Origin of the sequence: Devosia beringensis, assembly GCF_014926585.1 — a bacterium.
GTDB lineage: Bacteria > Pseudomonadota > Alphaproteobacteria > Rhizobiales > Devosiaceae > Devosia > Devosia beringensis.
In genome coordinates this window covers 2,345,860-2,372,164 of the sequence record NZ_CP045422.1, presented here as the reverse complement: position 1 = coordinate 2,372,164, position 26,305 = coordinate 2,345,860, and the positions used below count along the sequence as shown (strand labels likewise).

At 64.4% G+C, this 26,305-nt stretch carries 22 protein-coding genes and 1 pseudogene; 7 read left to right on the top strand and 16 right to left on the bottom strand.

Translation table 11 applies throughout. From position 1 onward, the window contains the following. Positions 1–17 precede the first annotated feature (17 nt). From GDR53_RS11595 to GDR53_RS11580, 4 genes are all read right to left on the bottom strand, one after another. The gene (locus tag GDR53_RS11595) at positions 18–830 is read right to left on the bottom strand and encodes an alpha/beta hydrolase (protein WP_193334652.1); all 813 of its coding nucleotides are present in this window, start codon (positions 828–830) and stop codon (positions 18–20) included. Positions 831–895: 65 nt separating this feature from the next. Then, entirely contained in the window at positions 896–1,534 is a 639-nt protein-coding gene (locus GDR53_RS11590) for a DsbA family oxidoreductase (protein WP_193334651.1), read from the bottom strand. A gap of 85 nt (positions 1,535–1,619) precedes the next feature. Further along, a complete protein-coding gene (locus GDR53_RS11585; protein WP_193334650.1) occupies positions 1,620–2,168 on the bottom strand; it encodes a hypothetical protein in 549 nt (182 codons plus the stop codon). Positions 2,169–2,268: 100 nt separating this feature from the next. Further along, positions 2,269–2,661 carry a hypothetical protein gene (locus GDR53_RS11580; RefSeq protein ID WP_193334649.1) on the bottom strand — a complete coding sequence of 131 codons (393 nt, stop codon included), beginning with the start codon at positions 2,659–2,661 and terminating at the stop codon, positions 2,269–2,271. Between the two features lie 91 nt (positions 2,662–2,752). Here GDR53_RS11580 and soxR point away from each other — a divergent pair, with 91 nt between their 5' ends. Together soxR and GDR53_RS11570 are read left to right on the top strand one after the other, a co-directional pair. Then, positions 2,753–3,199 (top strand): redox-sensitive transcriptional activator SoxR, encoded by a 447-nt coding sequence (soxR, locus tag GDR53_RS11575; protein ID WP_193334648.1) that lies wholly within the window; start codon positions 2,753–2,755, stop codon positions 3,197–3,199. Continuing rightward, positions 3,196–3,402 carry a SlyX family protein gene (locus GDR53_RS11570; RefSeq protein WP_193334647.1) on the top strand — a complete coding sequence of 69 codons (207 nt, stop codon included), beginning with the start codon at positions 3,196–3,198 and terminating at the stop codon, positions 3,400–3,402. Before soxR ends, GDR53_RS11570 begins: the two co-directional genes overlap by 4 nt. Before the next feature lie 16 nt (positions 3,403–3,418). On the opposite strand, the gene GDR53_RS11565 is transcribed toward GDR53_RS11570, so the two are convergent. From GDR53_RS11565 to GDR53_RS11540, 6 genes and pseudogenes are all read right to left on the bottom strand, one after another. After that, positions 3,419–5,161 carry a hypothetical protein gene (locus GDR53_RS11565; RefSeq protein ID WP_210321321.1) on the bottom strand — a complete coding sequence of 581 codons (1,743 nt, stop codon included), beginning with the start codon at positions 5,159–5,161 and terminating at the stop codon, positions 3,419–3,421. A 102-nt stretch (positions 5,162–5,263) separates the two neighbouring features. After that, complete coding sequence (locus GDR53_RS11560) at positions 5,264–6,694, bottom strand: NAD(P)(+) transhydrogenase (Re/Si-specific) subunit beta (protein ID WP_408639758.1); 1,431 nt, start codon at positions 6,692–6,694, stop codon at positions 5,264–5,266. Between the two features lie 4 nt (positions 6,695–6,698). Then, positions 6,699–7,001, bottom strand: a complete 303-nt coding sequence (locus tag GDR53_RS11555) for a proton-translocating transhydrogenase family protein (RefSeq protein WP_193334645.1) — start codon at positions 6,999–7,001, stop codon at positions 6,699–6,701. Positions 7,002–7,334: 333 nt separating this feature from the next. Continuing rightward, a pseudogene (locus GDR53_RS11550) lies at positions 7,335–8,621 on the bottom strand (Re/Si-specific NAD(P)(+) transhydrogenase subunit alpha); the annotation flags it as partial. Positions 8,622–8,686: 65 nt separating this feature from the next. Continuing rightward, complete coding sequence (locus GDR53_RS11545) at positions 8,687–8,854, bottom strand: aa3-type cytochrome c oxidase subunit IV (RefSeq protein ID WP_193334643.1); 168 nt, start codon at positions 8,852–8,854, stop codon at positions 8,687–8,689. Between the two features lie 79 nt (positions 8,855–8,933). Beyond that, the gene (locus GDR53_RS11540) at positions 8,934–10,736 is read right to left on the bottom strand and encodes a M3 family oligoendopeptidase (RefSeq protein WP_332872316.1); all 1,803 of its coding nucleotides are present in this window, start codon (positions 10,734–10,736) and stop codon (positions 8,934–8,936) included. Between the two features lie 379 nt (positions 10,737–11,115). On the opposite strand from GDR53_RS11540, the gene GDR53_RS11535 reads away from it, so the two are divergent. Next, positions 11,116–12,600 (top strand): sigma-54-dependent transcriptional regulator, encoded by a 1,485-nt coding sequence (locus tag GDR53_RS11535; RefSeq protein ID WP_193334641.1) that lies wholly within the window; start codon positions 11,116–11,118, stop codon positions 12,598–12,600. 134 nt (positions 12,601–12,734) lie between these two features. Here the strand turns inward: GDR53_RS11535 and GDR53_RS11530 are convergent, their stop codons facing one another. The 3 genes from GDR53_RS11530 to GDR53_RS11520 all read right to left on the bottom strand — a co-directional run bounded on the left by GDR53_RS11530 (position 12,735) and on the right by GDR53_RS11520 (position 16,840). Next, the gene (locus tag GDR53_RS11530) at positions 12,735–12,968 is read right to left on the bottom strand and encodes a hypothetical protein (RefSeq protein ID WP_193334640.1); all 234 of its coding nucleotides are present in this window, start codon (positions 12,966–12,968) and stop codon (positions 12,735–12,737) included. Positions 12,969–13,300: 332 nt separating this feature from the next. Next, on the bottom strand, positions 13,301–14,842 hold the full coding sequence (locus GDR53_RS11525; protein WP_193334639.1) for a tryptophan halogenase family protein: 1,542 nt from the start codon (positions 14,840–14,842) through the stop codon (positions 13,301–13,303). A 54-nt stretch (positions 14,843–14,896) separates the two neighbouring features. Continuing rightward, a complete protein-coding gene (locus GDR53_RS11520; RefSeq protein ID WP_210321320.1) occupies positions 14,897–16,840 on the bottom strand; it encodes a putative bifunctional diguanylate cyclase/phosphodiesterase in 1,944 nt (647 codons plus the stop codon). Positions 16,841–17,138: 298 nt separating this feature from the next. Between GDR53_RS11520 and GDR53_RS11515 the strand changes: the two genes are divergently transcribed. From GDR53_RS11515 to dxs, 3 genes are all read left to right on the top strand, one after another. Beyond that, on the top strand, positions 17,139–18,833 hold the full coding sequence (locus GDR53_RS11515; protein ID WP_193334638.1) for a L,D-transpeptidase family protein: 1,695 nt from the start codon (positions 17,139–17,141) through the stop codon (positions 18,831–18,833). A 217-nt stretch (positions 18,834–19,050) separates the two neighbouring features. Continuing rightward, positions 19,051–20,745 (top strand): DUF882 domain-containing protein, encoded by a 1,695-nt coding sequence (locus tag GDR53_RS11510; RefSeq protein WP_408639757.1) that lies wholly within the window; start codon positions 19,051–19,053, stop codon positions 20,743–20,745. Between the two features lie 138 nt (positions 20,746–20,883). Then, positions 20,884–22,809 (top strand): 1-deoxy-D-xylulose-5-phosphate synthase, encoded by a 1,926-nt coding sequence (gene dxs / locus GDR53_RS11505; RefSeq protein ID WP_193334637.1) that lies wholly within the window; start codon positions 20,884–20,886, stop codon positions 22,807–22,809. Here the strand turns inward: dxs and GDR53_RS11500 are convergent. Together GDR53_RS11500 and GDR53_RS11495 are read right to left on the bottom strand one after the other, a co-directional pair. Then, positions 22,806–24,035: a DUF1501 domain-containing protein gene (locus GDR53_RS11500; RefSeq protein ID WP_232846610.1), complete on the bottom strand. Its 1,230-nt coding sequence runs from the start codon at positions 24,033–24,035 to the stop codon at positions 22,806–22,808. The two genes, dxs and GDR53_RS11500, sit on opposite strands and share 4 nt — an antisense overlap. A 2-nt stretch (positions 24,036–24,037) precedes the next feature. Next, positions 24,038–25,390 (bottom strand): DUF1800 domain-containing protein, encoded by a 1,353-nt coding sequence (locus GDR53_RS11495; RefSeq protein ID WP_193334636.1) that lies wholly within the window; start codon positions 25,388–25,390, stop codon positions 24,038–24,040. A 229-nt stretch (positions 25,391–25,619) separates the two neighbouring features. On the opposite strand from GDR53_RS11495, the gene GDR53_RS11490 reads away from it, so the two are divergent. Beyond that, entirely contained in the window at positions 25,620–25,847 is a 228-nt protein-coding gene (locus GDR53_RS11490) for a flagellar basal body rod C-terminal domain-containing protein (RefSeq protein ID WP_193334635.1), read from the top strand. 62 nt (positions 25,848–25,909) lie between these two features. On the opposite strand, the gene GDR53_RS11485 is transcribed toward GDR53_RS11490, so the two are convergent. Further along, positions 25,910–26,167, bottom strand: a complete 258-nt coding sequence (locus GDR53_RS11485; RefSeq protein WP_193334634.1) for a DUF2312 domain-containing protein — start codon at positions 26,165–26,167, stop codon at positions 25,910–25,912. Between the last annotated feature and the right edge of the window lie 138 nt (positions 26,168–26,305).

Sequence of the window (26,305 nt, the reverse complement as noted above, 5' to 3'; positions counted from 1 at the left end):
TTGTGTCTGGATCTCCGTCACGGTCCGGCCATGGCCCGGCTGAAAAACGCCTCGGCCCGGGCCCAGATGCCGCGCGCCCAGAGGTCGTCATGCCCGGCGCCCGGCTCGATCCAGATCTCGTCCGGGTTCGGCGCCAGCGCAAACAACCGCTCACCATTGCTGACGCCGATCGTTATGTCCGCCGTGCCATGCGCCACCATCACCGGCTCGGTGACAGTGGCGATCCACAGGCTGACCGGGTACTGGTCCTGCATGGCCAGCCCCACCGGCAGAAAAGGATAGCGCTCATTGGCCACGGTCACCGCTGAATGGAACCCGGCCTCAATCAGCAAGGCTCGCGCGTCGCGAACGCTGGCCACATAGGTCGACGGCCCCGAGCCCAGCGAGCGTCCCCAGATGACGATGGGAAAGCCTTGCTGTTCCAGCCAGTCAAAGGCGCTGGTGCCGTCCTGCAGGATATTGTCCTGGCTGATCGAGCCCGGCGACAGCGGAAAGCCGCGATAGTCGAAGGCGAGAAAGCCATAACCGGCAGCCGCGAACTGCTCGAACCGGACATGTTCCTCGCTGAAGCTGCCGGCATTGCCCTTGAAATAGAGGATCACGGGGCGACCGGCCTGCGGCGGCTGGTACCAGCCATTGATCGTGCCATCACCCGAGGCAATCGCCACCTCCTCCGCCCCGGACAGGGCAGTGTCGGCCAGCGCCACCACCGGGCCGGCGGGACTGTACTGCAGCGCCCGCTGGTTGACATAGATATAGCCAAACACCCCGGCATAGGCGAGCAACACCACCAGCGCGGCACCGAGTACGATACGAACGACAAGCTTCACGGACCAGACCTCGGCAAATCACTGCCGGTGAATCTACACCACTGACGCCGGACTGACAGCCGGTCTCAGAGTTCGTCGATGGTCTGCGCCAGGGCGCGCTCGAACACTTCGTCGGGCTGCGCGCCCGACAGCGCATATTTCTCGCCAAAGACGAAGAACGGCACGCCGCGAATGCCCTGCGCTGCGGCATCCACTGCCAGCTGCTCGGTAATGGCCAGCTCGTTCTCGTCATTCATGGCGTCAAGCGCGTCGCCGCGGTCAAAGCCGTATTCGACCGCGATATCGGCCAGCACATTGTCGTCGTTGATCTGGCGGTGCTCGAGGAAATAGGCATTGGCTATGGCATTGGCCAACTCGTGCTGGTTGCCCATCGGCTTGGCCAACCTGGTGATGGTATGGGCCTTCTTGGTGGGGAACATGCGCGGCTGCTGGCTGAGGTCGAGTTCAACCCCGGCCTTGCGCGCCTCGCTCTCGACCCGCTCCCACATCTCCTTGGGTTCCTTGCCGTATTTCTGGCGCAGCATGTCAGCCACCACCACGCCTTCAGCGGGGGTATCGGGATCAAGATAGTAGGGATGGTTTTCGACCACGACGTCGATATCGTCCGGCAGCGCCGCGATGGCCTTATCCAGCCGCGCGGAACCGACAATGCACCAGGGGCAGACAACATCGGTGAACACGTCGATCTTGAGCGTCTTGGTCATGGCCAGGTCCTCGGTAAATCCTTGTTGCTCCCCACATGGCGCGGATGGCGCAGGACTGCAAGAACGCACCCGGATGTAACCTGCTCTACTGGGCGGCCTGGCCCTGCGCATTGGTCAGGCTGAACGGCGGCGACCAGCCGGCTGCCAGGCTCAGGCCGATAAAGGCGCTCAGCCCCATCCAGGCCAGCCCCGGCACCATCACCAGCGCCGCCCGCGGCGACACGGCGGCCACCCGCAGGCCGGCGGCCATGCCGGTCAGCAGCAGGATCACGGTGACCAGGCTCAGCATCAGCGAATCGAGCGGCTGGACCAGGAAGGGCAGCGCAATTACCCCGGCCATCAGTCCCACCAGCCACCAGCCGGCGCTGCGCCCCTTGGGGCCATGCTGCGCCACCATCCAGCGGGCAATGCCGAACAGCGGCAAGCTGCCGATATGCAGCGCCGCGCCGAGCCAACCCGGCAGGCCGAAGGGCGCGAAAAACAGCGGCATGACCCCGGCCAACTCGGCCATGCCATGCACGATGACAAAGACCGACAGCGGCAAGGCTCCGCTCAGCACCAGGCCAAGCGCATCGTGGCGGTTGGCATCAAGGGCGGACTGGATCGGAAGAGAAATCGCTCTGCTGGTGGTCATGCTGGCCTCCCGCCTTTGCCATGATCTGACAAAGCAATGACCGGGGCGGCAAAAGGGTTCCCTTTGCGTCAACTGCTCGTGATCAGTTGAACGCCATGACTTAGCAGAAAATGATGGCCAGCAGCACGATACGGGTCAGCAATCCGAAAGTGGCGGGACGGATATTCTTCAGCGCCGGCAGACCCCGCGCCAGCATCAGGCCCAGGATCATCAGCACCAGGGCAATCTTGGCGATGAACCAGGGACTGGGGCTGGTGACACGTCCCTGCCAGATGACGATGGCCACCATCAGCAGCCCGGTGGCGACCAGCGTCAGCAGCGCCCGTTGCGAGTTCCTCGACATCGTGCCGGCCACCCCGCCGAGCAGCGCCTGGCTCTCCGGGCCGGCATTGGCCATGCGTCCGGCCAGGATAGGCATGGCCACATTGGTGGCCGCCCCCACGACCAGGGCAACCAGATGGATGAACAGCAGCAGATTGAAGACAATGGACATGGCGCCCCCCTATTGGCATCGGATGCCGCGCACCCGACTTGCAAGATCGCCTTCCTTGCTACAACCTCAACCTAAGTTGAGGTCAAGTGCCATGTTGCAGTCCTTTCTCACGGTCGGTGCGGTGGCCCGGCGCAGCGGCGTCGCGGTGTCTACCCTGCACTTCTACGAGGCCAGGGGCCTCATTCGCAGCCATCGCAGCGCCGGCAACCAGCGTCGCTATAGTCGCGACGTGCTGCGCCGCGTCGCCGTCATCCGCGTGGCCCAGGATCTGGGCCTGTCGCTGGCCCGTATTGCCGAGGCCCTGGCGACGCTGCCGCCCGACGCCGCACCCGGCCCGGATGACTGGGCGCGCCTCTCGGCGCAGTGGGCGGCCGAGCTTGATGCCCGCATCGCCGCGCTGCAGCGCTTGCGTGATGGCCTCACCCTCTGTATCGGCTGCGGATGCCTGACCACTGGCCAGTGCCCCATGCGCAATGGCGGTGATCGGCTCGGCCGCAACGGCAGCGGACCACGTATCCTGCTCGGAGAGACGTCATGATCGATATTGCCGACCGACTCGAGGCGCTCGAGACCCGCATCGCCTTCCAGGATCAGACCATCGACGAGCTCAATGCCACCATCACCGCCCAGTGGCAGCAGATTGACCTGCTCACCCGCAAGCTCGAGACCATCGAGCAGCAGGTGCGCTCCGGCGTCCATATCGCCGACCCCGCCAACGAGCCGCCCCCGCCGCATTACTGAGCCGCCCGGCCCACCATCAGCTCTCGAGGCGAAGCGCCAGGCGCAGCTGGCGAATGTGTTCGGGCACATTGTGCCAGAGCAATTCGCGGCGCGCTGCCTCGTCCGGCTTGGCCATGGCCACGGCAGCAGCTTCCACATTGGCGGCACTGGGCTCATAGCCGGGGTCCCAGCTCCAATAGCGCGTGTGGGTGAAGATGCGACCGAGAAAACCCGGCCAGCCGGGACGCGTTATCGAAACTCCATGCTCCTCGATCCCCGATCCGAAGTCTGTTTTCAGAGACCCCGAGATCAGATCGCCGAGCAGCGGATTGGTCGCCTCGTCAAAGATATTGGTCCATTTGACGGCGGCAAACTGGGCCGCGAAATGAGGATAAAGCGGTTCCTCGCTGCCGTCCGCTCTTTGCGCCAGGCCGGTTCGCGAGAACAGCATGCTGCCCAGCTGTAAAGGGTCGGGATGCGGTGGCGCCGTGGCGAACCGTCGCTCCTCGGCTGCTTGTCTGACCTGGTCTGCATTGTCCACGAGCAGGAATTCGGCATGCGCCAGCGGACTACCCAGCGTGATGAAGTCGCTGATCCGCCAGCCCGGACTTTGCTTTGCCAGCACAGCCAGGAGCCGGGCCTGCGCTGCGGCGAAGCCCGCCCTGTCGAACGCTGCGCCCCGATCGGGCCAGGCCGCTTGCACATAGGCGTCGCAGGCCTTGAGGGCGTCCTGCACGCCCTCTGCCGCGGGGTTCCAGCTCTGATGGTGCGTAGGCCCGTGCTTGTCCCAGAACAGCTGCAGGATGTCATAGCCGATGATGGTCCCCAGGCTGTGGCCGACAATGACGATGCGATCATAAAGCGGCGGATTGTCCGCAGGCACCGTGGCAAATGCTTCGAGCGGCGGACCATTGCGGCGCTTCTGGTGCAGCGCCTCCAGCAGCGCCAAACCGCGCTCGCGCACCAGCCGGCGGCGTTCAACCGTGCTCGGCGTTGCCCGCACATAGCGCACAACGTCGCCTGCAAAGGGGGTCACCACGGCATGCAGGCTCCAGCCGACCAGCGCGGTCAATGCCGCCGCCCAGAAACGCAAGGAATCCGCCAGGGGCGCGGGCACCAGGAACAGGGCGACGCCGAGCCCCGCCACGACCAGTAGGCCCTTCAGCTTCACCACCCGCAGCAGGCGCAGCAGGATGGCCAGGCCTACGACGCCCGCGGCAATCAAAGGGCGGGCCGCGGCCAGCCTGTCACCGATCTGCGGCAGGGGGCCCCATGCCTCGATGGACTGCAGTGACTCCGGATAGGCCGTGACCAGCCCAGCTCCCAGGATAATGATGGCGAACACCCACATAATGGCCCAGGCCCAGCGAACCTTGGCTGAGCGCGGCAGCTGCAGCGGGGAACGCAGCAGCAGCGTCCTTATCCAGCCTGTCACCATATCGAGCGGCGTGCCGTCCATGATGTCGGCCCAGTAGAACTCGAAAAAATCCGTCCGCTTCTGCGGACCGTCCTTGAGCGTGGTGATGCGACGCAACTCGGCCGAGCCGGTCACGTCATCGGGGACAATGGCAATGTTGAGCAGGCCGGTCTTGTCGACGGGCAGGCTCGCGAGGGCCCTGTCCCGTTGATAGACGGTCTCGACAAAGCCCCGCAGCGTCTCCAGCGGGGTCTGCTCGCCGATACCGTGAATGACGACCACCGCCGTCTTGCCCGGCGCCGGTGCCGGTGGCGCCGGCTGCGCGGCCGCCTTTGGCCTGCTCACCACACGCTTGCTTGTCACCATCTCATCCTCCCCTGGCCCCGGAAGAACAAACAGATCCTGAAAAGTAAAAGGGCCGCCCGAAGGCGACCCTATATTACACAACGACAGTCAGCAAATCCGTCAATGTCCTAATGCCTTGACGATGTCCTCGGTCATCTTCTTGGCGTCGCCGAACAGCATCATGGTATTGTCGCGGAAGAACAGCTCGTTCTGCACGCCGGCATAGCCCGCGGCCATGCCGCGCTTGATGAACAGCACGGTGCCGGCATCTTCGACATTGAGCACCGGCATGCCATAGATCGGGCTGGTCTTGTCGGTCTTGGCCGCCGGATTGGTCACGTCATTGGCGCCGATGACGAAGGCCACGTCGGACTGGGCAAACTCGGAATTGATATCCTCGAGCTCGAATACCTCGTCATAGGGCACATTGGCTTCCGCCAGCAGCACGTTCATATGCCCGGGCATGCGGCCGGCCACCGGATGGATGGCATATTTGACCGTGACGCCTTCCTTCTTGAGCAGGTCGGCCATTTCACGCAAAGCGTGCTGGGCCTGCGCCACCGCCATGCCATAGCCGGGCACGATGATGACCTTGCTGGCATTCTTCATCAGGAAGGCCGCGTCGTCGGCCGCACCCTGCTTGACCGGACGCTCCTCTTCGGCGCCGCCGGCAACAGCGCCACTATCGCCGCCAAAGCCGCCCAGGATCACCGAGATGAAGCTGCGGTTCATCGCCTTGCACATGATGTAGCTCAGGATCGCGCCCGAGCTGCCCACCAGCGCGCCGGTAATGATGAGCGCCGTATTACCCAGCGTGAAGCCGATGCCCGCCGCCGCCCAACCCGAATAGGAATTGAGCATGGAGACCACCACCGGCATGTCCGCGCCGCCGATCGGAATGATCATCAGCCCGCCCAGCACCAGTGCCACCAGGGTAATCATCCAGAACAGCATCGGGTCGGCCGAGGTGGTAAAGGCCCAGACCAGGCCCAGCAGCACCGCCGCCATGGCGATGTGGATGACATGGCGCATCGGCAGCAGGATCGGCTTGCCGCTCATATTGCCGTTGAGCTTGGCAAAGGCGATGACCGAGCCGGTAAAGGTGAAAGCGCCGATCGCCACGCCAATGCTCATTTCCACCAGCGCCTGGGCATGGATCAGCCCGACGGCAAGACCGGTGGCAGGATCGATATCGACAATGTGGAAAGCTTCGGGCGCATAAAGCGCCGCTGCGGCCACGAACACCGCCGCCAGACCCACCAGCGAGTGGAAGGCGGCAACCAGTTGCGGCATGTCGGTCATCTTGACCGTCCGCGCCATATAGGCGCCGATGCCGCCGCCCAGCCCGATGCCGCCGATGATCAGCGCCCAGCTGATGACATCGCTCGGCGCCGCCACAGCCAGCGTGGTGACAATGGCAATACCCATGCCGACCATGCCGTAGGTATTGCCCTGCCTTGCCGTGCGCGGGCTCGACAGGCCGCGCAGCGCCATGATGAACAGCACGCCCGAAACGAGATAGAGAAGGGCTGCAATATCTGCAGAAATCATGGCGTCAGCCCTTCTTCTTGTACATGGCCAGCATCCGCTGGGTGACGAGGAACCCGCCAAAGATATTCACGCTGGCAAAAACCAGGGCGATAAAGCCGAAGAGCTTGGAAACCCAGCTCGCATCGGTCGCCAGATGCACGCCCACGGCGAGCAGCGCGCCCACCACGATCACCGAGGAAATCGCATTGGTCACGCTCATCAGTGGTGTATGCAGCGCCGGGGTCACCGACCAGACGACGAAATAGCCGACAAAGATCGCCAGCACGAAGATGGCCAGGCGGAAGGTGAAGGGGTCGATCGCTTCCATTTACTGGGCTCCCTTTGGGGCTGCGGGCTTCTTGGGTGCTGCGGTCTTCTTGGGGGCAGCGGGCTTGGCGGCGGCAGGCGCCTTGGCCTTGGCGGCAGGCTTGCTCGCTGCAGCCTTGGCCTTTGCCGGCGCACTAGCCGGCTTCTTGGGTATTGTCGGCGCCTTGGCTGTTGGTACGGTGGCCGCCTTGGCGGCACTGTCCATCACCGCGGCCGCCTTCCTGGTCGCGGCGCGCTTGGCCGGCGTCGCCGGCGCCTCGGCAGCGGCCGGAATGGATTGCTCCACCCCTGGCGCGGCCTGCTTGGGCGTATCGGCCATGGCGGCAATCACCGGCTTGGCCGCAACAGGCTTTTTGGCTGCTTCCGGCTTGGCCGGGGCGGCCGATGCTGCGCCGGTCTTGGCCAGGCTTGCCTTGGCCTCGACACTCTTGCCGGCGGGCTTTGGCGCCGCCTTGACCACGGCAACCGGCTTGGCCTCGTCGGCAATCGCGGCACCGACAAAGTTCGGATGCACCACCGCGCCATCGCGTGTCAGCACCGTCGCCTTGACCAGTTCGTCATCCCAGTTGATCGCCAGGGTCTTGCCCTTGGCATCGATCAGCGTGGTGAGGAAAGCCAGGAGGTTACGCGCATAAAGCTGGCTGGCCGTGGTCGGGATGCGACCCTGCATATTGGTATAGCCGATGATCGTCACACCCTTGTGCTCGATCACCTTGCCGGGCACCGTCAGCTCGACATTGCCGCCGCGCTCGGCCGCCAGATCCACGATCACCGAACCGGGCGCCATGGATTCCACCATGGCCTTGGTGATCAGCCGCGGCGCCGGGCGCCCCGGGATCAGCGCGGTGGTGATCACGATATCCTGCTTGGCAATGTGCTGCGCGGTCAGCTCGGCCTGCTTGGCCTGGTATTCCGCTGACATCTGCTTGGCATAGCCGCCGGCCGTTTCGGCCTGCTTGAACTCGTCATCCTCGACGGCGACGAACTTGCCGCCCAGGCTTTCGACCTGTTCCTTGGCCGCAGGCCGCACATCGGTGGCCGAAACCACCGCGCCCAGGCGCTTGGCCGTGGCAATGGCCTGCAGGCCCGCCACACCGGCGCCCATCACGAAGACCTTGGCCGGCCGAACCGTACCGGCAGCGGTCATCATCATGGGGAAGGCCCGGTCGAAGGCGGCAGCCGCTTCGATCACGCCCTGATAGCCGGCCAGATTGGCCTGGCTGGAGAGAATGTCCATCACCTGCGCACGGGTAATGCGCGGCATGAATTCCATCACCATGGCGGTGACTCCGGCCTTGGCCAGCGCCGCCACGTCCTTGTCATTGCCATAGGGGTCGAGCGCGCCGATCAGCAGCGCGCCCTTGTTGACGCCCGCCAGCGCGGCCGCCTCGGGCCGCCGCACGGTCAGCACGACATCGGCGCCCTTGAGCGTCACTGCTGCCGTCGCGCCGATTACGGCGCCGGCTGTTTCATAGTCGGCGTCAAGAATGCGCGAGCCGAGCCCGGCGCCTTTTTCGACCGCGACGCTGGCACCCAGCGCAATGAGCTTGCCGACCGTCTCGGGGGTGGCCGCAACGCGGTTCTCCCCGTCGAGACGCTCGCGAACGATGGCAATCTTCATGAAATTCTCCTGCCCGCCTGCCCGGTGGACAGGCTAGAATGAAATGCCCGTACCTGCGCTGAAAATCAGGGCTGGATCAGGAAGTAGAGGATCACTGCTGTCGCCGCCAAGCCGATGACGGACCATTTGACGGCCGTGAGGAAGCCCTCATAGGTCGCTTCGTGCTGGGCATAATCCATCGGGGATTCAGCCTGCAGCTCGGAATGGTGTTCGGGGCGGTGTTTGGTGGCCATGTCGTCCTCGTAAGTCCAGGGTTTGGTAAAGTCTATGCGTCCAAAGTCGGTGACCGGCTTGGCCCCGCTTGACCTTGCATCAGGGCGCCGTTGCCTCCAGCTCGTCGATCAGCCCCTCGATCATGGAGAGACCCAGCGACCAGAATTGGGGATCCTTGGCATCCAGCCCGAACGGCGCGAGCAGTTCGGTATGGTGCTTGCTTCCCCCGGCCTTGAGCAGCTCGAAATAGCGCTCGGCGAAGCCATCACTCGACTTCTCATACTGTGCGTAGAGCGAGTTCACAAGACAGTCACCAAAGGCATAGGCGTAGACATAGAAGGGGGAGTGGATGAAGTGCGGAATATAGGCCCAGAAGCTCTCATAGCCATCATTGGCGATGATCGCGTCGCCCAGTGATTCCTGCTGCACATCGAGCCAGATCTGGTTGATCTGCTCGGTCTTGAGCTCGCCCAGCCGCCGCGCCGTGTGCACCCGGCGCTCGAAGGTGTAAAAGGCGATCTGCCGCACCACCGTATTGAGCATGTCCTCGACCTTGCTCGACAGCAAAGCAAAGCGCTGCGTCGGGTCGGTGGTCTTGTTCAACAGCGACCGAAACGTCAGCATTTCCCCGAACACCGAGGCCGTCTCGGCCAGGGTCAGCGGGGTGTTGGCCAGGATCGGCCCCTGCGCCGCCGCCAGCCGCTGATGCACGCCATGGCCCAGCTCATGGGCCAGCGTCATGATATCGCGCGAGCGGCCCATATAGTTGAGCATCAGAAAAGGATGCGCGCTCGGCACGGTGGGATGCGCAAAGGCGCCCGACAGCTTCCCGTCCCCGCTCGGCGCATCGATCCAGCCCGAATTGAAGAAGGGCGCGGCGCAGGCGGCCAGTTCGGGCGAGAACTGGCCATAGGCCTCCATCACCGTGCTCACGGCACTGTCCCAGTCCCAGACGCGCTCGTCGCTGGTCGGCAGCGGGGCATTGCGGTCCCAGGCATTGAGCTTGTCCTTGCCGAACCACTTGGCCTTCATCTTGTAATAGCGATGGCTGAGCCGCGGATAGGCCGCCTCCACCGCCTGCTGCAGCGCATCGACCACTTCGCGCTCGACCGAATTGGCCATGTGCCGGCTGTCGGCAATGTCCTGGTAGCCGCGCCAGCGATCGGAGATTTCCTTGTCCTTGGCCAGCACATTGGTGATGTGGGTGAACAGCCGCCCATTGGCTTTGAGGGTTTTGCCCAAGGCCTTGAACGCGCCTTCCCGCTTGGTCTCGTCCTTCTCGCTCAGCAGGTGCAGCGTGGCTTCAAGGGTCAGCACCTCGCCATTGACCTCGAATTCAAGGCTGCTCAGCGTCTCGTCGAACAGCCGGTTCCACGCCGAAAACGAGGTGGTCGACTTGTCGTGGAACAGCTCTTCGAGCTTGTCGTCGAGCTGATAGGGCTTGGCCTTGCGCAGCTCGGCAAACCAGGTGCGGTAGCGCGCCAGCTCTGTGTCGCTGGCAAAGGCAGCTTCGAGGTCCGCGTCCTCGATGCGGTTGAGCTCAAGCTCGAAAAACAGCACGCGGGTGGAGAGGTTGGTCAGCGCCTCATTGGTGTCGCCCATGAACTTGGCGCGGTCCGGATCGGTCGATTTCTGCGCATATTGCAGGAAGGCGAATGAGCCGATCCGGCCGGTGAGGTCACCCAGCGCCTCACTGTCCTTGATAGCCTTGATCAGATCGCCCGCCTGGGTCAGCGCAATCAGCTTGCCCTTGTAGTCCACCTCAAAGCGCGCGGCATCGGCCTTGGCCTTTTCCAGGTCCGCCTTGAATTCGGCGCTGTCGCCACCCGGATAGAGGTCGCTGAGATCCCAGACCGGCAGATTGCCGAACTGATTGTGGCTCTTCTGGGCGGGCGCATTCATGGCAAGTCTCCGGCACATCTGATTTGGCGCGGACCTTACCCAGCGGGGAATGGCTTGGGAAGGGTGCGCCCCGCGCGCGATGCCGGCAACGGGATTTCCTCCCCCGCGAGCGGGGGAGGGGCACCGCCGTCAGGCGGTGGAGGGGGGTGCCGCGAGCAGGATGGCGCCGCTGGTCCGCGGGGGTCGAACTAGCGTTCGCGCCTGTAGCTCCCCTCTCCACCACGCTCCGCGTGGTCCCCCTCTCCCGTAAACGGGAGAGGAGACCCCTCCCCTCACCCCGCCAAATTCTCCATGATTAATCGCCCCTTAACCCCATCCGCTCAACTTGTTCCCAAAACGGCACACGAATCGATGCCGCAGCAAGAAGACCGGAGTTTGAATGACGCGCATTCTGGTAGTTGATGATGATCCGGTTCAGTTGCGTCTGACCGCCGAGGTCGCCAACCGGGCCGGCTTCAAGCCGCTCACCGCTACCGGCGGCGAACAGGCTTTGGCCATCCTGCGCGACGACCGCAATATCGGCGCCATGATCCTCGATCTGGTCATGCCCGATCTGGACGGCATGGGCGTGATGGAGGCCATGCGCCGCGAGGGCCTGACCACCCCCGTCATCATCCAAACCGCCAATGCCTCGCTCGAAACCGTGATCTCGGCCATGCGCAATGGCGCCGCCGACTATTTCGTCAAGCCCGTGGCGCCCGAGCGCCTGGTCATCTCGCTGCGCAATGCCATGAAGCTGGACGCACTCGAAGCCACCATCCGCGCCGAACGCGCCCGCAAGACCGGCACCTTCACCGCCGCCGACATGATTGCCCGGGCGCCCTCCATGGCCCGCGTCATCAGCCTCTGCGCCAAGGCCGCCAAGTCGACCATTCCCGTCCTCATCGAGGGCGAGACCGGCGTCGGCAAGGAACTCATCGCCCGCATCATCCAGGGCTCCGGCGACCGCGCGGGAAAACCCTTCATCACCGTCAACTGCGGCGCCATCCCGCCCAATCTGGTTGAATCGGTGCTGTTCGGGCACAAGAAGGGCGCCTTTACCGGCGCCATCGCCGATCAGCCCGGCAAGTTTGCCGAGGCCCATAACGGCACCCTGTTTCTCGATGAGGTCGGCGAGCTGCCGCTCGATATCCAAGTAAAGCTGCTGCGCGCTTTGCAGGAAGGCGAGATCGAGCCCGTTGGCTCCTCCCGCACCGAGCGCGTCAACGTGCGCATCATTTCGGCCACCAACCGGCGCCTGCTGAACCTGGCCAAATCCGGCGAGTTCCGCGAGGATCTCTATTACCGGCTCAACGTCTTCCCCATCTATACCCCGCCCTTGCGCGAGCGCATGGAAGACCTCCCGGCCATGGTCGCCATGTTCATCGCCCGCTTCGCCGCCGAATCCGGCAAGCGCATCCTGGGCATTTCCCCGGTCGCCCTTGACCTGCTGGCCGCCTATGACTGGCCCGGCAATGTCCGCCAGCTGGAAAACGCCGTCTATCGCGCCGTCATCCTCAGCGATGGGGCTTTCCTCGAGACCATCGACTTCCCCCAGATCATCGCCCAGGCCAATGGCCGCGAGCGCGCCATCAGGGAAATCGAGGCGGCCCCGGTAGCGTCAGCGCCGACCCATATCGACACCGCCACGGCCCGCCAGCGCCTCCATGTCAGCATGCCGGCTTTGCCCGATCGCTTCCTCGACCCCGCCGGCGAAGTCGCCGCCCTGGCCGAGATCGAACGCGCTGCCATCGTCTTTGCCATCGAGCATCATGGCGGCCGCATGTCCCGCGTCGCCCGCGCCCTCAAGATCGGCCGCTCGACCCTCTACCGCAAACTGCACGAATACGGCCTGGCCGAAGAACTGCTCAGCGACGCGGCCTAGGGCGCTTGTGGCCGCTATAGCGTGGGTTGCGAAGTTCATTTGTCAATATTGCCGCGCCGGGAAACTGGCGCATCGATATTGATCGATGCACTGCCAACAACAGACGTCGTGACGGTCTTAGTGCCACAGCATTCTTAGCGCAGCAGCAGCGCAGCAATGATCAATGCAAACCCTGCGGTCATCGAAACGACGACCATGGCAACCAGTACGTAAAAAGCCCATTTGTAGGGCCGATGAGCAGGGTCATTGAGAGCTTTCTTCCACTGACGGCGCTGATCGGCTTTCTGAAAGGGCGTTAGCGTCCCCGTCAATTTGCCCGCATACGGTGATCGCGTATTAATCCGGTACTCTGAAACGAAGAAACCCATGATCAAGCTGAAGATCGAGAGACCTAGTAGCCAACTTGCAAAGTGTACAAGCACCAAATTACCTCAAAACTCGATCAATGGCTCCGCGTTATGCAAGGCAACACCTGAAACCTCAACTTCGATAATAGGTTCAAATTCTCTGTAGAATGCGATGCACCGCGTTGAATGGATCGCCCGCCACAACCCGTCCCACAATGTGAGTTATGCGCTCAGCCTAATCAAATGAAGACCGCCTACGGGGCAGGCGCCTTGATGGCTGGATGTCTTGTATGGGGGGCAGCGCCAGAAATCAGACTGGCGCAGATAATGTCTTGCCAGCCGATCTACGCCCCTCACCCCATCCCCCGCACAATCTCCAGAAATTCCGCATGCCCCAGCGCCACGCTGGCCGCGGCACGATATTCCTTCACCAAGCCCTCATATGCCTCCCGGGCGAACTGCCGCAGCTTGGGGTCCTTGTCCATTTCCCGCCGCGCCAGGTCCTGGCTGAGCAGGCCCAGCCCGGCCAGCACCGGATAGTAGAGCTGGGTCTGGATATGCGGCAGGCCGAAGAGAGTATCGGCAAACTGCTCGTGCCGCGGCATCTGGCTCTGCCAGCGCGCCAGCTGAGCCTTGGTCTCGGGATGAATGCGGTTGGCGCGCACCTCGCGCCAGAACGGCGTGTCGTCGCGCTCCACCATGTAATGGGTGTTCACGAAGGTGCGGAAATCGTCGACCTGCCGGCCGACCCGGGCATTGTAATCCTTGCGCTCCCCCGAGGTCATCTCTGCCGGATGCTTGAGGAAGCGATCGGCAAACAGCATCATCTGCACGATCGTGCCGTGGATCGAGGTGGATTCCAGCGGCTCGAGAAAGCTCGAACTCAGCCCCACCGCCACGACATTGCCCACCCAGGCATTTTCCAGCCGGCCGATCGAAAAGCGGATATCGCTGCGCACCTCGATTTCGCGGCCGAGCACGCGCTCGACTTCCGCCTTGGCCTGCTCGGGCGTCGAAAATTCGTCCGAATAGACATAGCCGCAGCCATAGCGGGTCTGCGTCGGGATCTGCCACATCCAGCCGGCATCCTGCGCCCAGGCGCGGGTATAATTGGCGATCTCCTCGCCCGGCTTGATATCGAGCCAGAACGGCAGCGCCCGGTTGACGGGCAGTTCATGGGCATAAGAGACCCAGTCCGCCGCCATTTCCTTGACGATCAGCTGCTTGCGAAAACCGGTGGCATCGATGAAGAAATCGGCTTCCAGCAGCTGCCCATTGTCGAGCTGCAACCCGGTGACGTCGCCGGTCTCGGGGTTACGCTCAATCCCGGACACCACCGCATCGACGATCTCGACGCCCTTGGATTTGCCGGCGAAGAACCGCCCGACCTTGGCCTGATCGAAATGATAGGCGTGGTGGAACGGTCCCAGCGGGACCAGCGAGCCGTCGGCCTTGCGGGCATAGGGCGCCTTCTTCTGCTCCAGCAGCGGCCCGAACAGATGCATGTCAGTGATCGGCCGCCCGGCCGCGATCGCATAGACATTGAGATAATCGCTCGGCGCCCCGGCCGGCGCCTGGATCACCTGGTGGGGGTCATCGATCGGCCCATAATAGGTAAAGCCCTTGCGGCGCCAGTCCTCGTGCCGGATGCCCAGCTTGAACGTCGCCTCGGTTTTGCGGAAGAACTCGAACTCGTCGATGCCGAAATGCTTGAGCAGCACGCGAAACGCCGCCGTCGTCGCCTCGCCCACCCCCACGGTCGGAATGCTCGACGGTTCGATGACGCTGATCCGCGCGTTCAACCCCTTGCGGCGCGCCGCATCCCCAATGATGAACGCCGCGATCCAGCCGGCAGTGCCGCCGCCCACAACCACGAAATGGCTTTGCCGGTCCATGATGATCCTCCGGCCAAGACGCTATGGTCCCGCCCGGCGCCACGCAAGCCGGTCTTAGGAAGCCGCAGCTTTCCGTTGCTTTTTCGGACCAGCGGCGCGGGCGGTCAGCGCCTCTGCCCGCAGCCGGGCCGCGCGCTCGTCGGCCACCGCCGCAATGGCCTGGGCCAGTGGCATCGGCCTGCCGAACAGATAGCCCTGGATCAGGTCCGGGCCGAGCGGGGTCAGGGCAACCATCTCGTCCTCGGTCTCCACCCCTTCGAGCACGCAGCGCAGCCCCAGCCGGCAGCATAGCGCGATGATGCTGGCGATGATCTCGCGCGATTTCACATTATGCGGCACGCGGCGCACGAAGCTCTTGTCGAGCTTCACCTTGTCCAGCGGCAACTGGTCGATGTACTGGAAGCTCGAATAGCCCGAGCCGAAATCGTCCAGCGCAATCCGGTAGCCGGCTGCCGACAGGTCCGCCAGCAACTGGCCCGCCACCGCCAGATCGGTCATCACGGCCGTCTCGGTGATCTCGAACTCGATACGCTCATGCGCCAGTCCCGACGACGCCACCATGTCGAGCAGCGCCGCAATGACCTCCGGGCTGCCGATATCCTTGGCCGACAGATTGAACGACACGCCGATCTCGTCGGGCAGTTGCGCCAGACCATCGAGACACTTCCGGAACAGGATCGGCGTCACCCGGCCGATCAGCCCGCACCGTTCCGCCACCCCGATGAACAGGTCCGGGCGGACCGAGCCCAGCGTCGGACTGTTCCATCGAGCCAGCGCCTCAAAGCTCACAATTGCGCCGCTGGAAATTGAATATTGCGGCTGGAACTGCAGATCGAGCTCGCGCTCCAGATCGCCTTCGCGCAGCGCGCGCTCGATCGCCAGCGTATCCTGCATTGCCTGGTTTTCACTGGCGTCGAACAGCACCGTACGGCCCCGCTGCGTGGTCTTGGCGCGGTAGAGGGCGAAATCGGCATGTTCATAGATCTGCGCGCTCGAGACCCCCATGCTGGGAAAATGCGCAAAACCGGCCGAGGCCCCCACCGTCAGCTGCAACAAGCCGATCTGGTGGCGCACACCCATCGCCGCAATGATCCGCTCGCCCAGCGCCAACAGCGCGTCATCGGGCAGGCTTCCGGGCAGCACGAAGATGAACTCGTCTCCGCCGATGCGGCCGAACAGCCCCTCGCCCAGATCGATCGACCTGGCCTGTTCAACCACCGCACAAAGCAGGCGATCGCCGATCACATGGCCATAGACATCGTTGACCGATTTAAAGCCATCCAGATCGATGATGCCCGCCCAGAACGGGCAACGCGCCGCCACCAGAGCATCGAGTTCCTGAAACACTGCCCGCCGGTTGGGCAACCCGGTCAGCGGATCGGTCCGCGCCAGGTTCTGCGCCTTGGCCGCCAGATCGTCCGCCAGCAGGCGCGCATCGACCTGCTGCACCATGGCCTTGCGCAACAGGCTCGCCATGCCCAGCGAGGCAAAGGCCGTCGCCACGCCGATAAACACATATTGCCCGACAATGGCCGTGCCGGCCGCATTGGCGAACAGATAGAGCGAGCCGATCGACACCACGATGCTGAGCACCGTGCCGCGCAGCGTCACCCCGGTGGTGGAAAAAACCACTGCCATCAGCGAGAAGTAGATCAGCTTGCTTTCGGTATAGTGCAACAGCATGTAGAGCACGACATTGCCATACATCAGGCCATTGGCGCTCACGCCGAGCAGTTCCAGCCGGCCCAGCGACACCGGGCGCTTGGCCAGCGCATACTGGCGGATCAGCCAGTAGGCAATTGCCGTAATCGCGCTGGCGCCCGCCAGCAGGATCAGATCGCGGCCGGTCTCATCCTGAAAATGCGCCCAGGTGACAAAAGCGTAGTAAAGGCTGGCCGGCAGCAGAAAACCTCTGACGATCGGCAGGTAAGCGTCCGCCAGGGCCTGTTGTTTCGCGGAATCTTGCCACGCCAGATTCTTGATTGCAGCCCTGAACATCTGCCTTGATTCCCGTCGCGGCAAGGTTTTACGGCTCCTGACCAGTCAAAAACCCGCCCTCCCTGAAAGCAATTTGGCACAATATTGTCTAATAAATCCTGAGGACGATCCGTCGACCTGTTTGCATTGCGCTTTCGGGCTGCACAGGTCCGCCGCCCACCGCAAAAATTGCCCTCACAAAACTGCGAGCAATTGTTCCTGTTAAGGATTTTTAGCTAATGATTTTGTCCGGCGCGGCTGTTGAATCCACCCCGGATCCCGGTGACGCCACGACACGACACCGCCTGCTGGAGTCCGCATGAACAAGTTCCTGGTCTGCCTGATTGTTGCCCTTGCCGGCGTCGCACCCATTGTGCCGGCATCGGCGCAGGCCGTGGCCAGTGCCAGCATCGGCCCGGTCTATATCGCGCCGCCGCAGACGCCGCTGGCCCAGACCATCAAGGCTGGCCTGTCTGCCGCCTATTACGGCGCCGCCAAGGACAGCGCCGCCTATGCCGAGGCGCAGAAACTCTATTTCTTCTATGGCGCGCGCCATTTTGCGCCGATCTGGCTCGACGAAACGCCCGACGGCGCCGTCGCCTTCTCGCCGCCCGCCCAGAAAATCCTCAAGCTTTTTGCCGCAGCCGAAACCGAGGGCCTGCGGCCCGCCGACTATCTCACCCCGGCCCTGGACGTGACCGCCGTCGGCAGCGATCCCATCAAGATGGCCACGCTGGAAACCGCGTTCTCGCGCGCCACTATGCGCTACGCCACCCATATCTATACCGGCCGCATCGTACCCGGCTCGGTCAGCGAAAACCTCGACGTGGCGCCCAAAAAGCTCGATGAGGCCGGGCTGCTGGTGCAACTGGCTACCAGCGCCGACCCGGTCAAGGTCCTCGCGGCGCTCGAGCCGACCCATCCAGAATTCCTCGCCCTCAAGGCAGCGCTTGCCAATTTCGAGCAGAACCAGACCGACCGCCCGCTGCAGATCGCGGCCGGCGCCACCCTCAAGCCCGGCATGAGCGACGCCCGCGTCCCCGTGCTGCGCCAGCGCTTCGAGCTGCCCGAGGCCGTCGATACGGTCTATGACGACAGCGTGGTCGAAGCGGTCAAGGCCTTCCAGCAGACCCGCAACCTCTATGTCGATGGCGTCATGGGCCCGGCCACGCTGGCCGCCCTCAATGGCGGCGCACCGCTGACCAAGGCCGACATCCTGGCCAATATGGAACGCTGGCGCTGGATGCCGCGCGACCTCGGCGCCTTCAACGTGCTGGTCAACATTCCCGAATTCCGGCTGTCGATCAATCGCGACAACCAGGAAGAATACACCACCCGCGTCGTCGTCGGCACCACCAAGCACCAGACCCCGATCTTCTCGGAATCCATCCGCCACATCGTGGTCAATCCGTACTGGAATGTGCCCAGCTCGATCGTCAAGGCCGAGATCGCGCCAGCCGTCATGGCCAATCCCGGCTATATCGACAGCCACAATTATGACCTGCTGTACCAGGGCAATCCGGTCAGCCCCTGGCAGGTCGACTGGAACCAGGTCAGCGCCACCAATTTCCCCTTCCGCATCCGCCAGCGCCCCGGCACCAGCAATGCCCTGGGCCAGATCAAGTTCCTGTTCCCCAACAAGCACGATGTCTACCTGCACGACACCCCGTCCAAATCGCTCTTCGAGCGCGACTTCCGCGCCTATAGCCATGGCTGTGTCCGGGTGCAGAACCCCATGGAATTTGCCGATGCCCTGCTGGCCAATGAGCCCACGCTCAGCCGGGCCTCGCTGGAAGGCATGTTTGGCGCGGCCGAGCGCTGGGTGAACCCGGAGCAGCAGATCCCCGTGCACATCGCCTATTTCACCGTGCGCGTCGCCGCCGATGGCAGCCTGCAGTCCTTCGACGACATCTATGGCCACAACGCCAATCTGATCGCCGCCATGGGCCTGGCGACCCCGCCCAAGCCCATCGACATCGTCGCCGAAGCCGATGACGGCACCATCTCCCCCTGAGCTGGATGCAGGGGCCGGGCTTGAGCCCCTGTTAAGCTTTCATTGACAAAATGGCCATGGTTGCGCCAGTTTCTGTCTGTAATGACATATCCGTGAGCGGCTCGGAGAAATGGCTCACAGGCGGCGGACGTTAACAAAATCCAGCGGATTTTACGCTATCGTCCACCGATAGACTGGCAATAACCTGGCTGAGTATCGCGTGACGGGGACTTCCAATTTGCAACGGCATCGTTTTGGGCAGTTTCTGCTCGCCGCCTTGATCAGCATTTCGCTCATCCTGCCGACCTCCGTTATCCCGGCGGCGGCGGCCTCGGAACGCGCCATCTATCTCTATTATACCCACACCAAGGAGACCGCGCGCATCGTCTTCAAGCGCAATGGACAATACGTCCAGTCCGGTCTCAACGATCTCAATTATTTCCTGCGCGACTGGCGCCGCAACGAGCCCACCAAGATGGACCCCCGGCTGTTCGACCTCGTCTGGGAAGTCTATCAGGAAGTCGGCGCCAGCCAGCCGATTAACGTGGTCTCGGCCTACCGGTCGCCCAAGACCAATGAAATGCTGCGCGAAACCTCTTCTGGTGTGGCTGAAAACAGCCAGCACACCAAGGGCAATGCCATGGATTTCTTCATCCCCGGCGTGTCCCTGCCGCGGCTGCGCGCCGCTGCCATGAAAAAGCAGGTCGGCGGCGTCGGCTATTACCCGACATCAGGCAGCCCCTTTGTCCATCTCGACACAGGCTCGGTGCGCGCCTGGCCGCGCATGACCCGTGCCCAGCTGCAGGAAATCTTCCCCGACGGCAAGACCATGCACCTGCCCACCGATGGCAAGCCGCTGTCCCAGCAGGGTTATCAGGTGGCCATGGCCGAGTGGAAAACCTGCCACGCAGTGCCCTGCAACGGCAGTTCCTCCGGCACCCAGGTCGCCTCCGCCGGCAGCGGCCGCACTTTGGTCGATCTGCTGTTCGGCGGTTCATCGAGCTCGTCAAGCGCTGCAGCCTCGGCCCCCGCAACAGCCACGGCGTCTGCGCCGACTCCGGCACCCATTCCCGCTATCCCGCCTGCAACGGTGCAGATGGCCTCCCTTGCCCCGCAGGCGACGGCCAACGCCCCCATTCCGGCGCCGCGGCCGACCAATCTGGGCGGCGTCGCCCTGGCGAGCCTGGCACCGGCCTCCCTGCCCTTCGCCACATCTGGCAGCGCGCCGCTCGATGCCGCTGAAATCACCACGCTGGCCAGCGCCCCCATGCCGCTGCGCAAGTCCGAAGCCCTGCAATTGGCGACCGCCTCCACCCTGCCATCGGGCGACGCCGTGACGGCCATTGCCGCCCTGACTGCCCCCGTGCCGCAGCCGCGCCTGATCACCTCCGATCCGCAGCCCGACATGATGACCGCCTATCTCTCGCCCATGGAGCAGGATCCGACAGCGCAAAACGCGCTCGAAGCCATCATCGCACGCGAAACCGCGCCCGCCGCAACGCCGGTAATGCCCGTGTCGCGCCTGCCAGCCCTGCCCGGGGTGACCGCCCTGCGCACCGCGTCGCTGGGCAATGACACCATCGTCACCGGCGCCATCTCCGACCTGTTCCGCGGCACCTTTGCCGCACCGCGTCAGGATGAACCTGTTGCTCAAGCGCTGGCCGAACACCTGGCCAAGCGCCCCGATGCCGGCGCCATGCGCCGCCCCGATCTGGTGGCACCCGACCTCGAGCACGTCGCTGACGTCTTCACCACCCCCACCGCGATGAGTTCGGACCACTTTGCCGAAATCTGGGATCATGACGAGGCCGACTTCAGCCCCACCACCGAAATGGGGCCCTATGTCACGATCCTCCGCGTCGGCGATTTCCCCGAAGGCCTGTCCTCGACCCGCTTTGTCGGCACCCGCCCGGCTGCACCCGTGAGCAACTGAGCGGCCCCAATTCAGGCATGTTTGCAGTCCATTCCACTTCCTGCGCAGTTGTGCGCAGGCGGTCCGCTATTGTTGCAATGCGCCGCCCGCACGCCTAAACAACTGCCATAGTGCCCCTATAGGCAAAGGACTGCCCGATTGGCCGACAAGCCCTCCACCCCGCTCCTTGACACCGTCAACTCTCCGGCTGACCTCCGCACTCTGCCGCGCGAGGACCTGCGGCAGCTCGCCGACGAACTGCGCGCCGAGATGATTGACGCCGTCTCGGTAACCGGTGGCCATCTGGGTGCGGGCCTGGGCGTGGTGGAGCTGACCGTGGCCCTGCATGCCGTGTTCGATACCCCGCATGATCGCATCATCTGGGATGTCGGCCACCAAGCCTATCCGCACAAAATCCTCACCGGCCGCCGCGACCGCATGCGCACGCTGCGCCAGAAGCACGGCCTGTCCGGCTTCACCCGCCGCGCCGAAAGCGAATACGACCCCTTTGGCGCCGGCCATTCCTCCACCTCGATTTCGGCGGGCCTCGGCATGGCCGTGGCCAGCGAACTGCTCGACCAGCCGCGCAATGTCATTGCAGTCATCGGCGATGGCGCCATGTCGGCCGGCATGGCCTATGAGGCCATGAACAATGCCGGCGCTATGGATGCCCGGCTCATCGTCGTGCTCAACGACAATGATATGTCCATCGCCCCGCCCACCGGCGCCATGAGCGCCTATCTGGCGCGCCTGGTCTCGGGGCCCGTCTATCGCGGCGCCCGCGAAGCCGCCAAGTCGGTGGTCAGCAAGCTGCCGCAATTCCTGCACGAACCAGCCCGCCGCACCGAGGAATTCGCCCGCTCGTTCTTTACCGGCGGCACGCTGTTTGAAGAGCTGGGCTTTTACTATGTCGGCCCGATCGACGGGCACAATCTCGACCACCTGCTGCCCATCCTCGACAACGTGCGCGACGCCGCCCAGGGCCCGATCCTCGTCCATGTCGTGACCAAGAAGGGCAAGGGCTACGGCCCGGCCGAAGATTCCGACGACAAGTATCACGGCGTCTCCAAGTTCAACGTCATCACCGGCGCCCAGACCAAGACGCCCTCCAACGCGCCATCCTACACATCGGTCTTTGCCGATACCCTGATCGCCGAGGCCAGTGACGACCCCCGCGTCGTCGCCGTCACCGCGGCCATGCCCTCGGGCACCGGGCTCGACAAGTTCGCCGAGATCCATCCCAGCCGCATTTTCGATGTCGGCATTGCCGAACAGCATGCGGTGACCTTTGCCGCGGGCTTGGCCAGCGAGGGCATGCGCCCCTTCTGCGCCATCTATTCGACCTTCCTGCAGCGCGCCTATGACCAGGTCATTCATGACGTGGCCATCCAGCAACTGCCGGTGCGCTTTGCCATCGACCGGGCCGGCTATGTCGGCGCCGACGGCCCTACCCATGCCGGCAATTACGACGCGGCTTATCTGGGCGCCATTCCCGGCATCGTGCAGATGGCCGCCGCCGACGAGGCAGAGCTGCGTCACATGGTGACCACCGCCACCCATTACGACAGCGGCCCCATCGCCTTCCGCTACCCGCGTGGCGACGGCATGGGCGTCGACCTGCCCGCCCGGGGCCAGATCCTGCCCATCGGCAAGGGCCGCATCGTCCGCCAGGGCGCCACCATTGCCATCCTGAGCTATGGCGCCAGGCTGGCCGAAGTGCTCGCTGCCGCCGACAAGCTGGCGGCCCTGGGCCTCAATCCCACCATTGCCGACGCCCGCTTCATGAAGCCGCTCGACGAGGAACTCATTGCCCGTCTGGCCGGCAGCCATGACGTCTTGTTGAGTGTCGAAGAGGGTGGCCTTGGCGGCTTTGGCAGCCATGTCGCCACCTTCCTCGCCAGCAATGGCCTACTCGACGGCAAGCTGCGCTTCCGTCCGCTGATGATCCCCGATCGTTTCGTCGAGCATGCCAGCCAGGCCGACATGTATGCCGATGCCGGCCTCGATCGCGCCGGCATTGTCGCCACCGCGCTGGCGACGCTGGGCTATGATGCCGCCGCCATGGCGGCAGCGCTCAAGGGCTAGCCGACCAGCCCGTCCAGCGGCCTGATGCCCAGGCTGTCGGGAAACACCGCGCTGGCGAGGGTGCGTTCATCCACGCCCAGATGGTCCCGAGCAATGCCCTTGAACACCGAACGCAGGTCGATGGTCGGCGCCAGGTCGCGCCCATCGAGCAGTTGGCCATCGCCCAGGCCTGGCCAGTCGGCCAGCACCCGTCCGCCCTTGACCGCCCCGCCCAGCAGAAAGGCCGCCGTGGCGGTACCATGGTCCGTGCCGTCGCTGCCATTGATGCGGGCCGTACGGCCGAACTCGGTGACCACGGCGATGACGGTATCGTCCCATACCGGGTCGAGCTCCTCGCGCAGTGCCATCAAGCCGCTATCGAGCGCCGTCAGCAGATTGGCCAGCCGGCCCTCCTCGGCGCCCTCGCTGATATGGGTATCCCAGCCGTCATAGCTGAGCACGGCGATGCGCGGCCCGTCTTCGGCCGCGACGAGGCGCGCCGAGCCCGCCGCCAGATTGCTGAACGCCTCGGCCATGCTGCGCGCGCGGCGGATTTCGGCATCGCTGCCGGCCGCCTGCAGGTCGACCGCAATGCCCGACGCCAGCGCCTGCGCCAGATCGGGATCGCTGGCCTGATAGAGGGCGAGCAGGCGCTGCGCAGTGTCGCCGCTCACCGGCGGCAGCAGCGGCGGCGCCCAGGTCAGGGTTGGCGCGGCGCCACGCAGGATCAGCGGCACCGTCTGCGATGCCGCCAGCCCGCTGACCGGCCCCACCGCCTCGCCCCGCGGCATGGCCTCGGCCAGCCGGTTCATCCAGCCACTCGCGGAACCACGCGGCCCCGCCATGCCCGATTCCAGCACATCCTGGCCGTCAAAATGCGAGCGATCACGATAGGGCGTCGCGGCCGCGTGAATGATCAGCGCGTCCCCCGCAGCATAAAGCCCGTGCAATCCCGGCAGCGCCGCATTGAGCCCGAAGAACCCGTCAAGCGGCAGCACCCCCTGCCGCCCCGACACGCCGATGGCAAACTCGCCGCGCAGGGATTCGTACTGCCCGTCACCCACCGGCGGCACCACGGCCAGCCCGTCCATCGCGCCGCGCAGCACCACGGTCAGCAGCCGTGGCTGCCGTGTCGCGGCAAAGCCCTGCCGCGGCATGCCGGCCCAGGCAACAAAAGCCCCGGCCGAGGCCAGGAACAGGCGCCGGCTCATCTGGGCGCGGCGGAAATCGGCGCAGCTGCTGTCCATGGCTATCTCCGTTGAAACTCGGGGCTCATCAGCATCAGCACCAGAGCCTGTGTGCGACTCTCGGCGCGTTCCATCGCCTCTTGCGTGGCGGGCTGCAGTGCTGGCCCCAGCACGGCCTGTGCCACGACGACCGGATCGTCCGGCCCGGTCGCCGCCAGTGCCAGGGTCTGCGCGGCGTCGATCCGGGCCGTAATGGCCTCGGGCCCCAGCCAGCTCATCGCCGCATCGGGAAAGCCGGCCGGCGAGCTTGGATTCCACAGCGGCTGTCCCATGCCCTCGAGCAGATCCTGCACCTGCGTGCCATCGGGCGCGACGCCCAGCGCGCGAATGGCCGACCACAGGAATTCCTGCGGTGATTTGAGCCGGTTGGGTGGCGTGCTCCAGGCGGCGTCCGACAGCACCAGGCCCGCTGCCAGCGCAGCCAGATTGCCGCCTGTGTCGTGCAACTGCCCCGCCAGGCTGGCAACCAGCGCGGGATCGGGCGCATCGCCCATGAAATGGCGAACGAATTTATCGGCAAGGTGCTGTGCCGTGATCGGGCTGGCGGCCAGATCGGCCAACACGGCCCGGCCCTGTTCGAACCCCGCCTGGTCATAGAGCTTGCCGGCCACGCTTTGCGGCCCCGGCTCATGCGCCTCCAGCCGGAACACGAACTGCCCAGCGCTGTCGCCGCGGTAATGGACGGTCCAGCCGGTCAGCACCGCCGCCAACGCCGTCACATCGGCCTGGCTATAGCCGCCATCGACACCCAGCGTATGCAGCTCGAGCAGCTCGCGAGCATGATTTTCGTTGAGGCCAAGGCCTAGCTTGCTGCCCTGCGGCGAATGCGGTCCCACCGACACGGCATTGTTGAGATAGCGCAGCATGGCCGGATGGGTCGTCACCGCCAGCAGCATGTCGGCAAACGAGCCCAGCACATGCGGCCGGATCGCCTCGCGCTCAAACGCGCCCGCCAGGGCGCGCGACATCTCGTTCATATCGCCCTGGATGGCGAAGTGATTGCTCCAGAACGCCACCAGCCGCTCGGTATAGCCAACCGGTGCTGCCAGCGCCTGCGATACTCTGACACCGCGCTCCAGCGGCCCCTGCCGGTCCAGCCAGACCTTGATGGGATCGCGATAGGCGCCCTTGGCCTTGCCGGAATCGCGCGCCTGCGCCCGGTCCTTCTGGTGTTTGTTGATGGTGGTGATGATGGCGGCGTGATCGTCCAGCCGCGGCTCCACGACGGCCCCCTGCGCCGGATCGCTGATCTCGGCAATCAGCGCACTGACCGGGTCGCCGATCAGCGCCAGATCACCCTTGCGCGCGCCCAGGCCGAATCTGGAATAGGCCGTGAAGGCCTGCATGGTGGTCATTGTGCGGGATCCATCGCTCATCGCGTGGCCCGCGAGAACGCTGTCTTGTCCGCCCACAATGCGCCCGAAACATGCCCAGATGGTTACTGCGCGCGGGCGCCGGATCAGAATTTCGTGAGCATGGCCCGTCCGACCGCCTTTGAAGCAGTTTGCCTGGCCCTCGCTAACGCGACGTCAAGCACTTGCCCCTCTGATGGCGGTCCATTCTGCTTCCGCTCAGGCTTTTGACATGACCCTATCCGCCATCGCCTCAGGCACACTCGGCATGCAGCGCGCCGCCGACCGTCTGGAGAGCAGCGCCGGCCGTGTCGCCCGCTTCGGCACCGGCCTGGCTGATGTCGACCTGGGCACCGAAATGGTCGAGACCATGCTGGCCCAGCACGACTTCGAGGCCTCGGTAACCGTGGTGCGCGCCGCCGACCGCATGCTCAAATCCACCATCGACATCCTCGCCTGACAAATCCGCCCGGCTGCTGTGGCAACCGGGCGAACAGATCGGCATCAATGGTCGGGTTGCGTTCAGTCGTCCGAGGACGCCACCATGCCCAGCGCGCTCATATAGAGCTCGAGCAGGGCTTCCTGCTCCATGCGCTCATTGGCGTCCTGCTTGCGGATGGCCACGATCTTGCGCAGGATCTTGGTATCGAAGCCATTGCCCTTGGCCTCGGCATAGATCTCCTTGATGTCGTTGGCGATCGCCGCCTTTTCTTCTTCCATGCGCTCGATGCGCTCGATGAATGCCCGGAGTTGGTCCTGGGCAACGCTCTCTTCAGCCATGGGTCTTACCTCGTTGTATCAAGCGCTGCTTGAACCCCAGACTCGCCCCCGGTTCAACCCCTTTGTGATCCAATCCCCATCACCGTGTCGCTCCCTGCCCCCAATTCCGCCAAAACCGGGCATTAGCCATTGACCAAT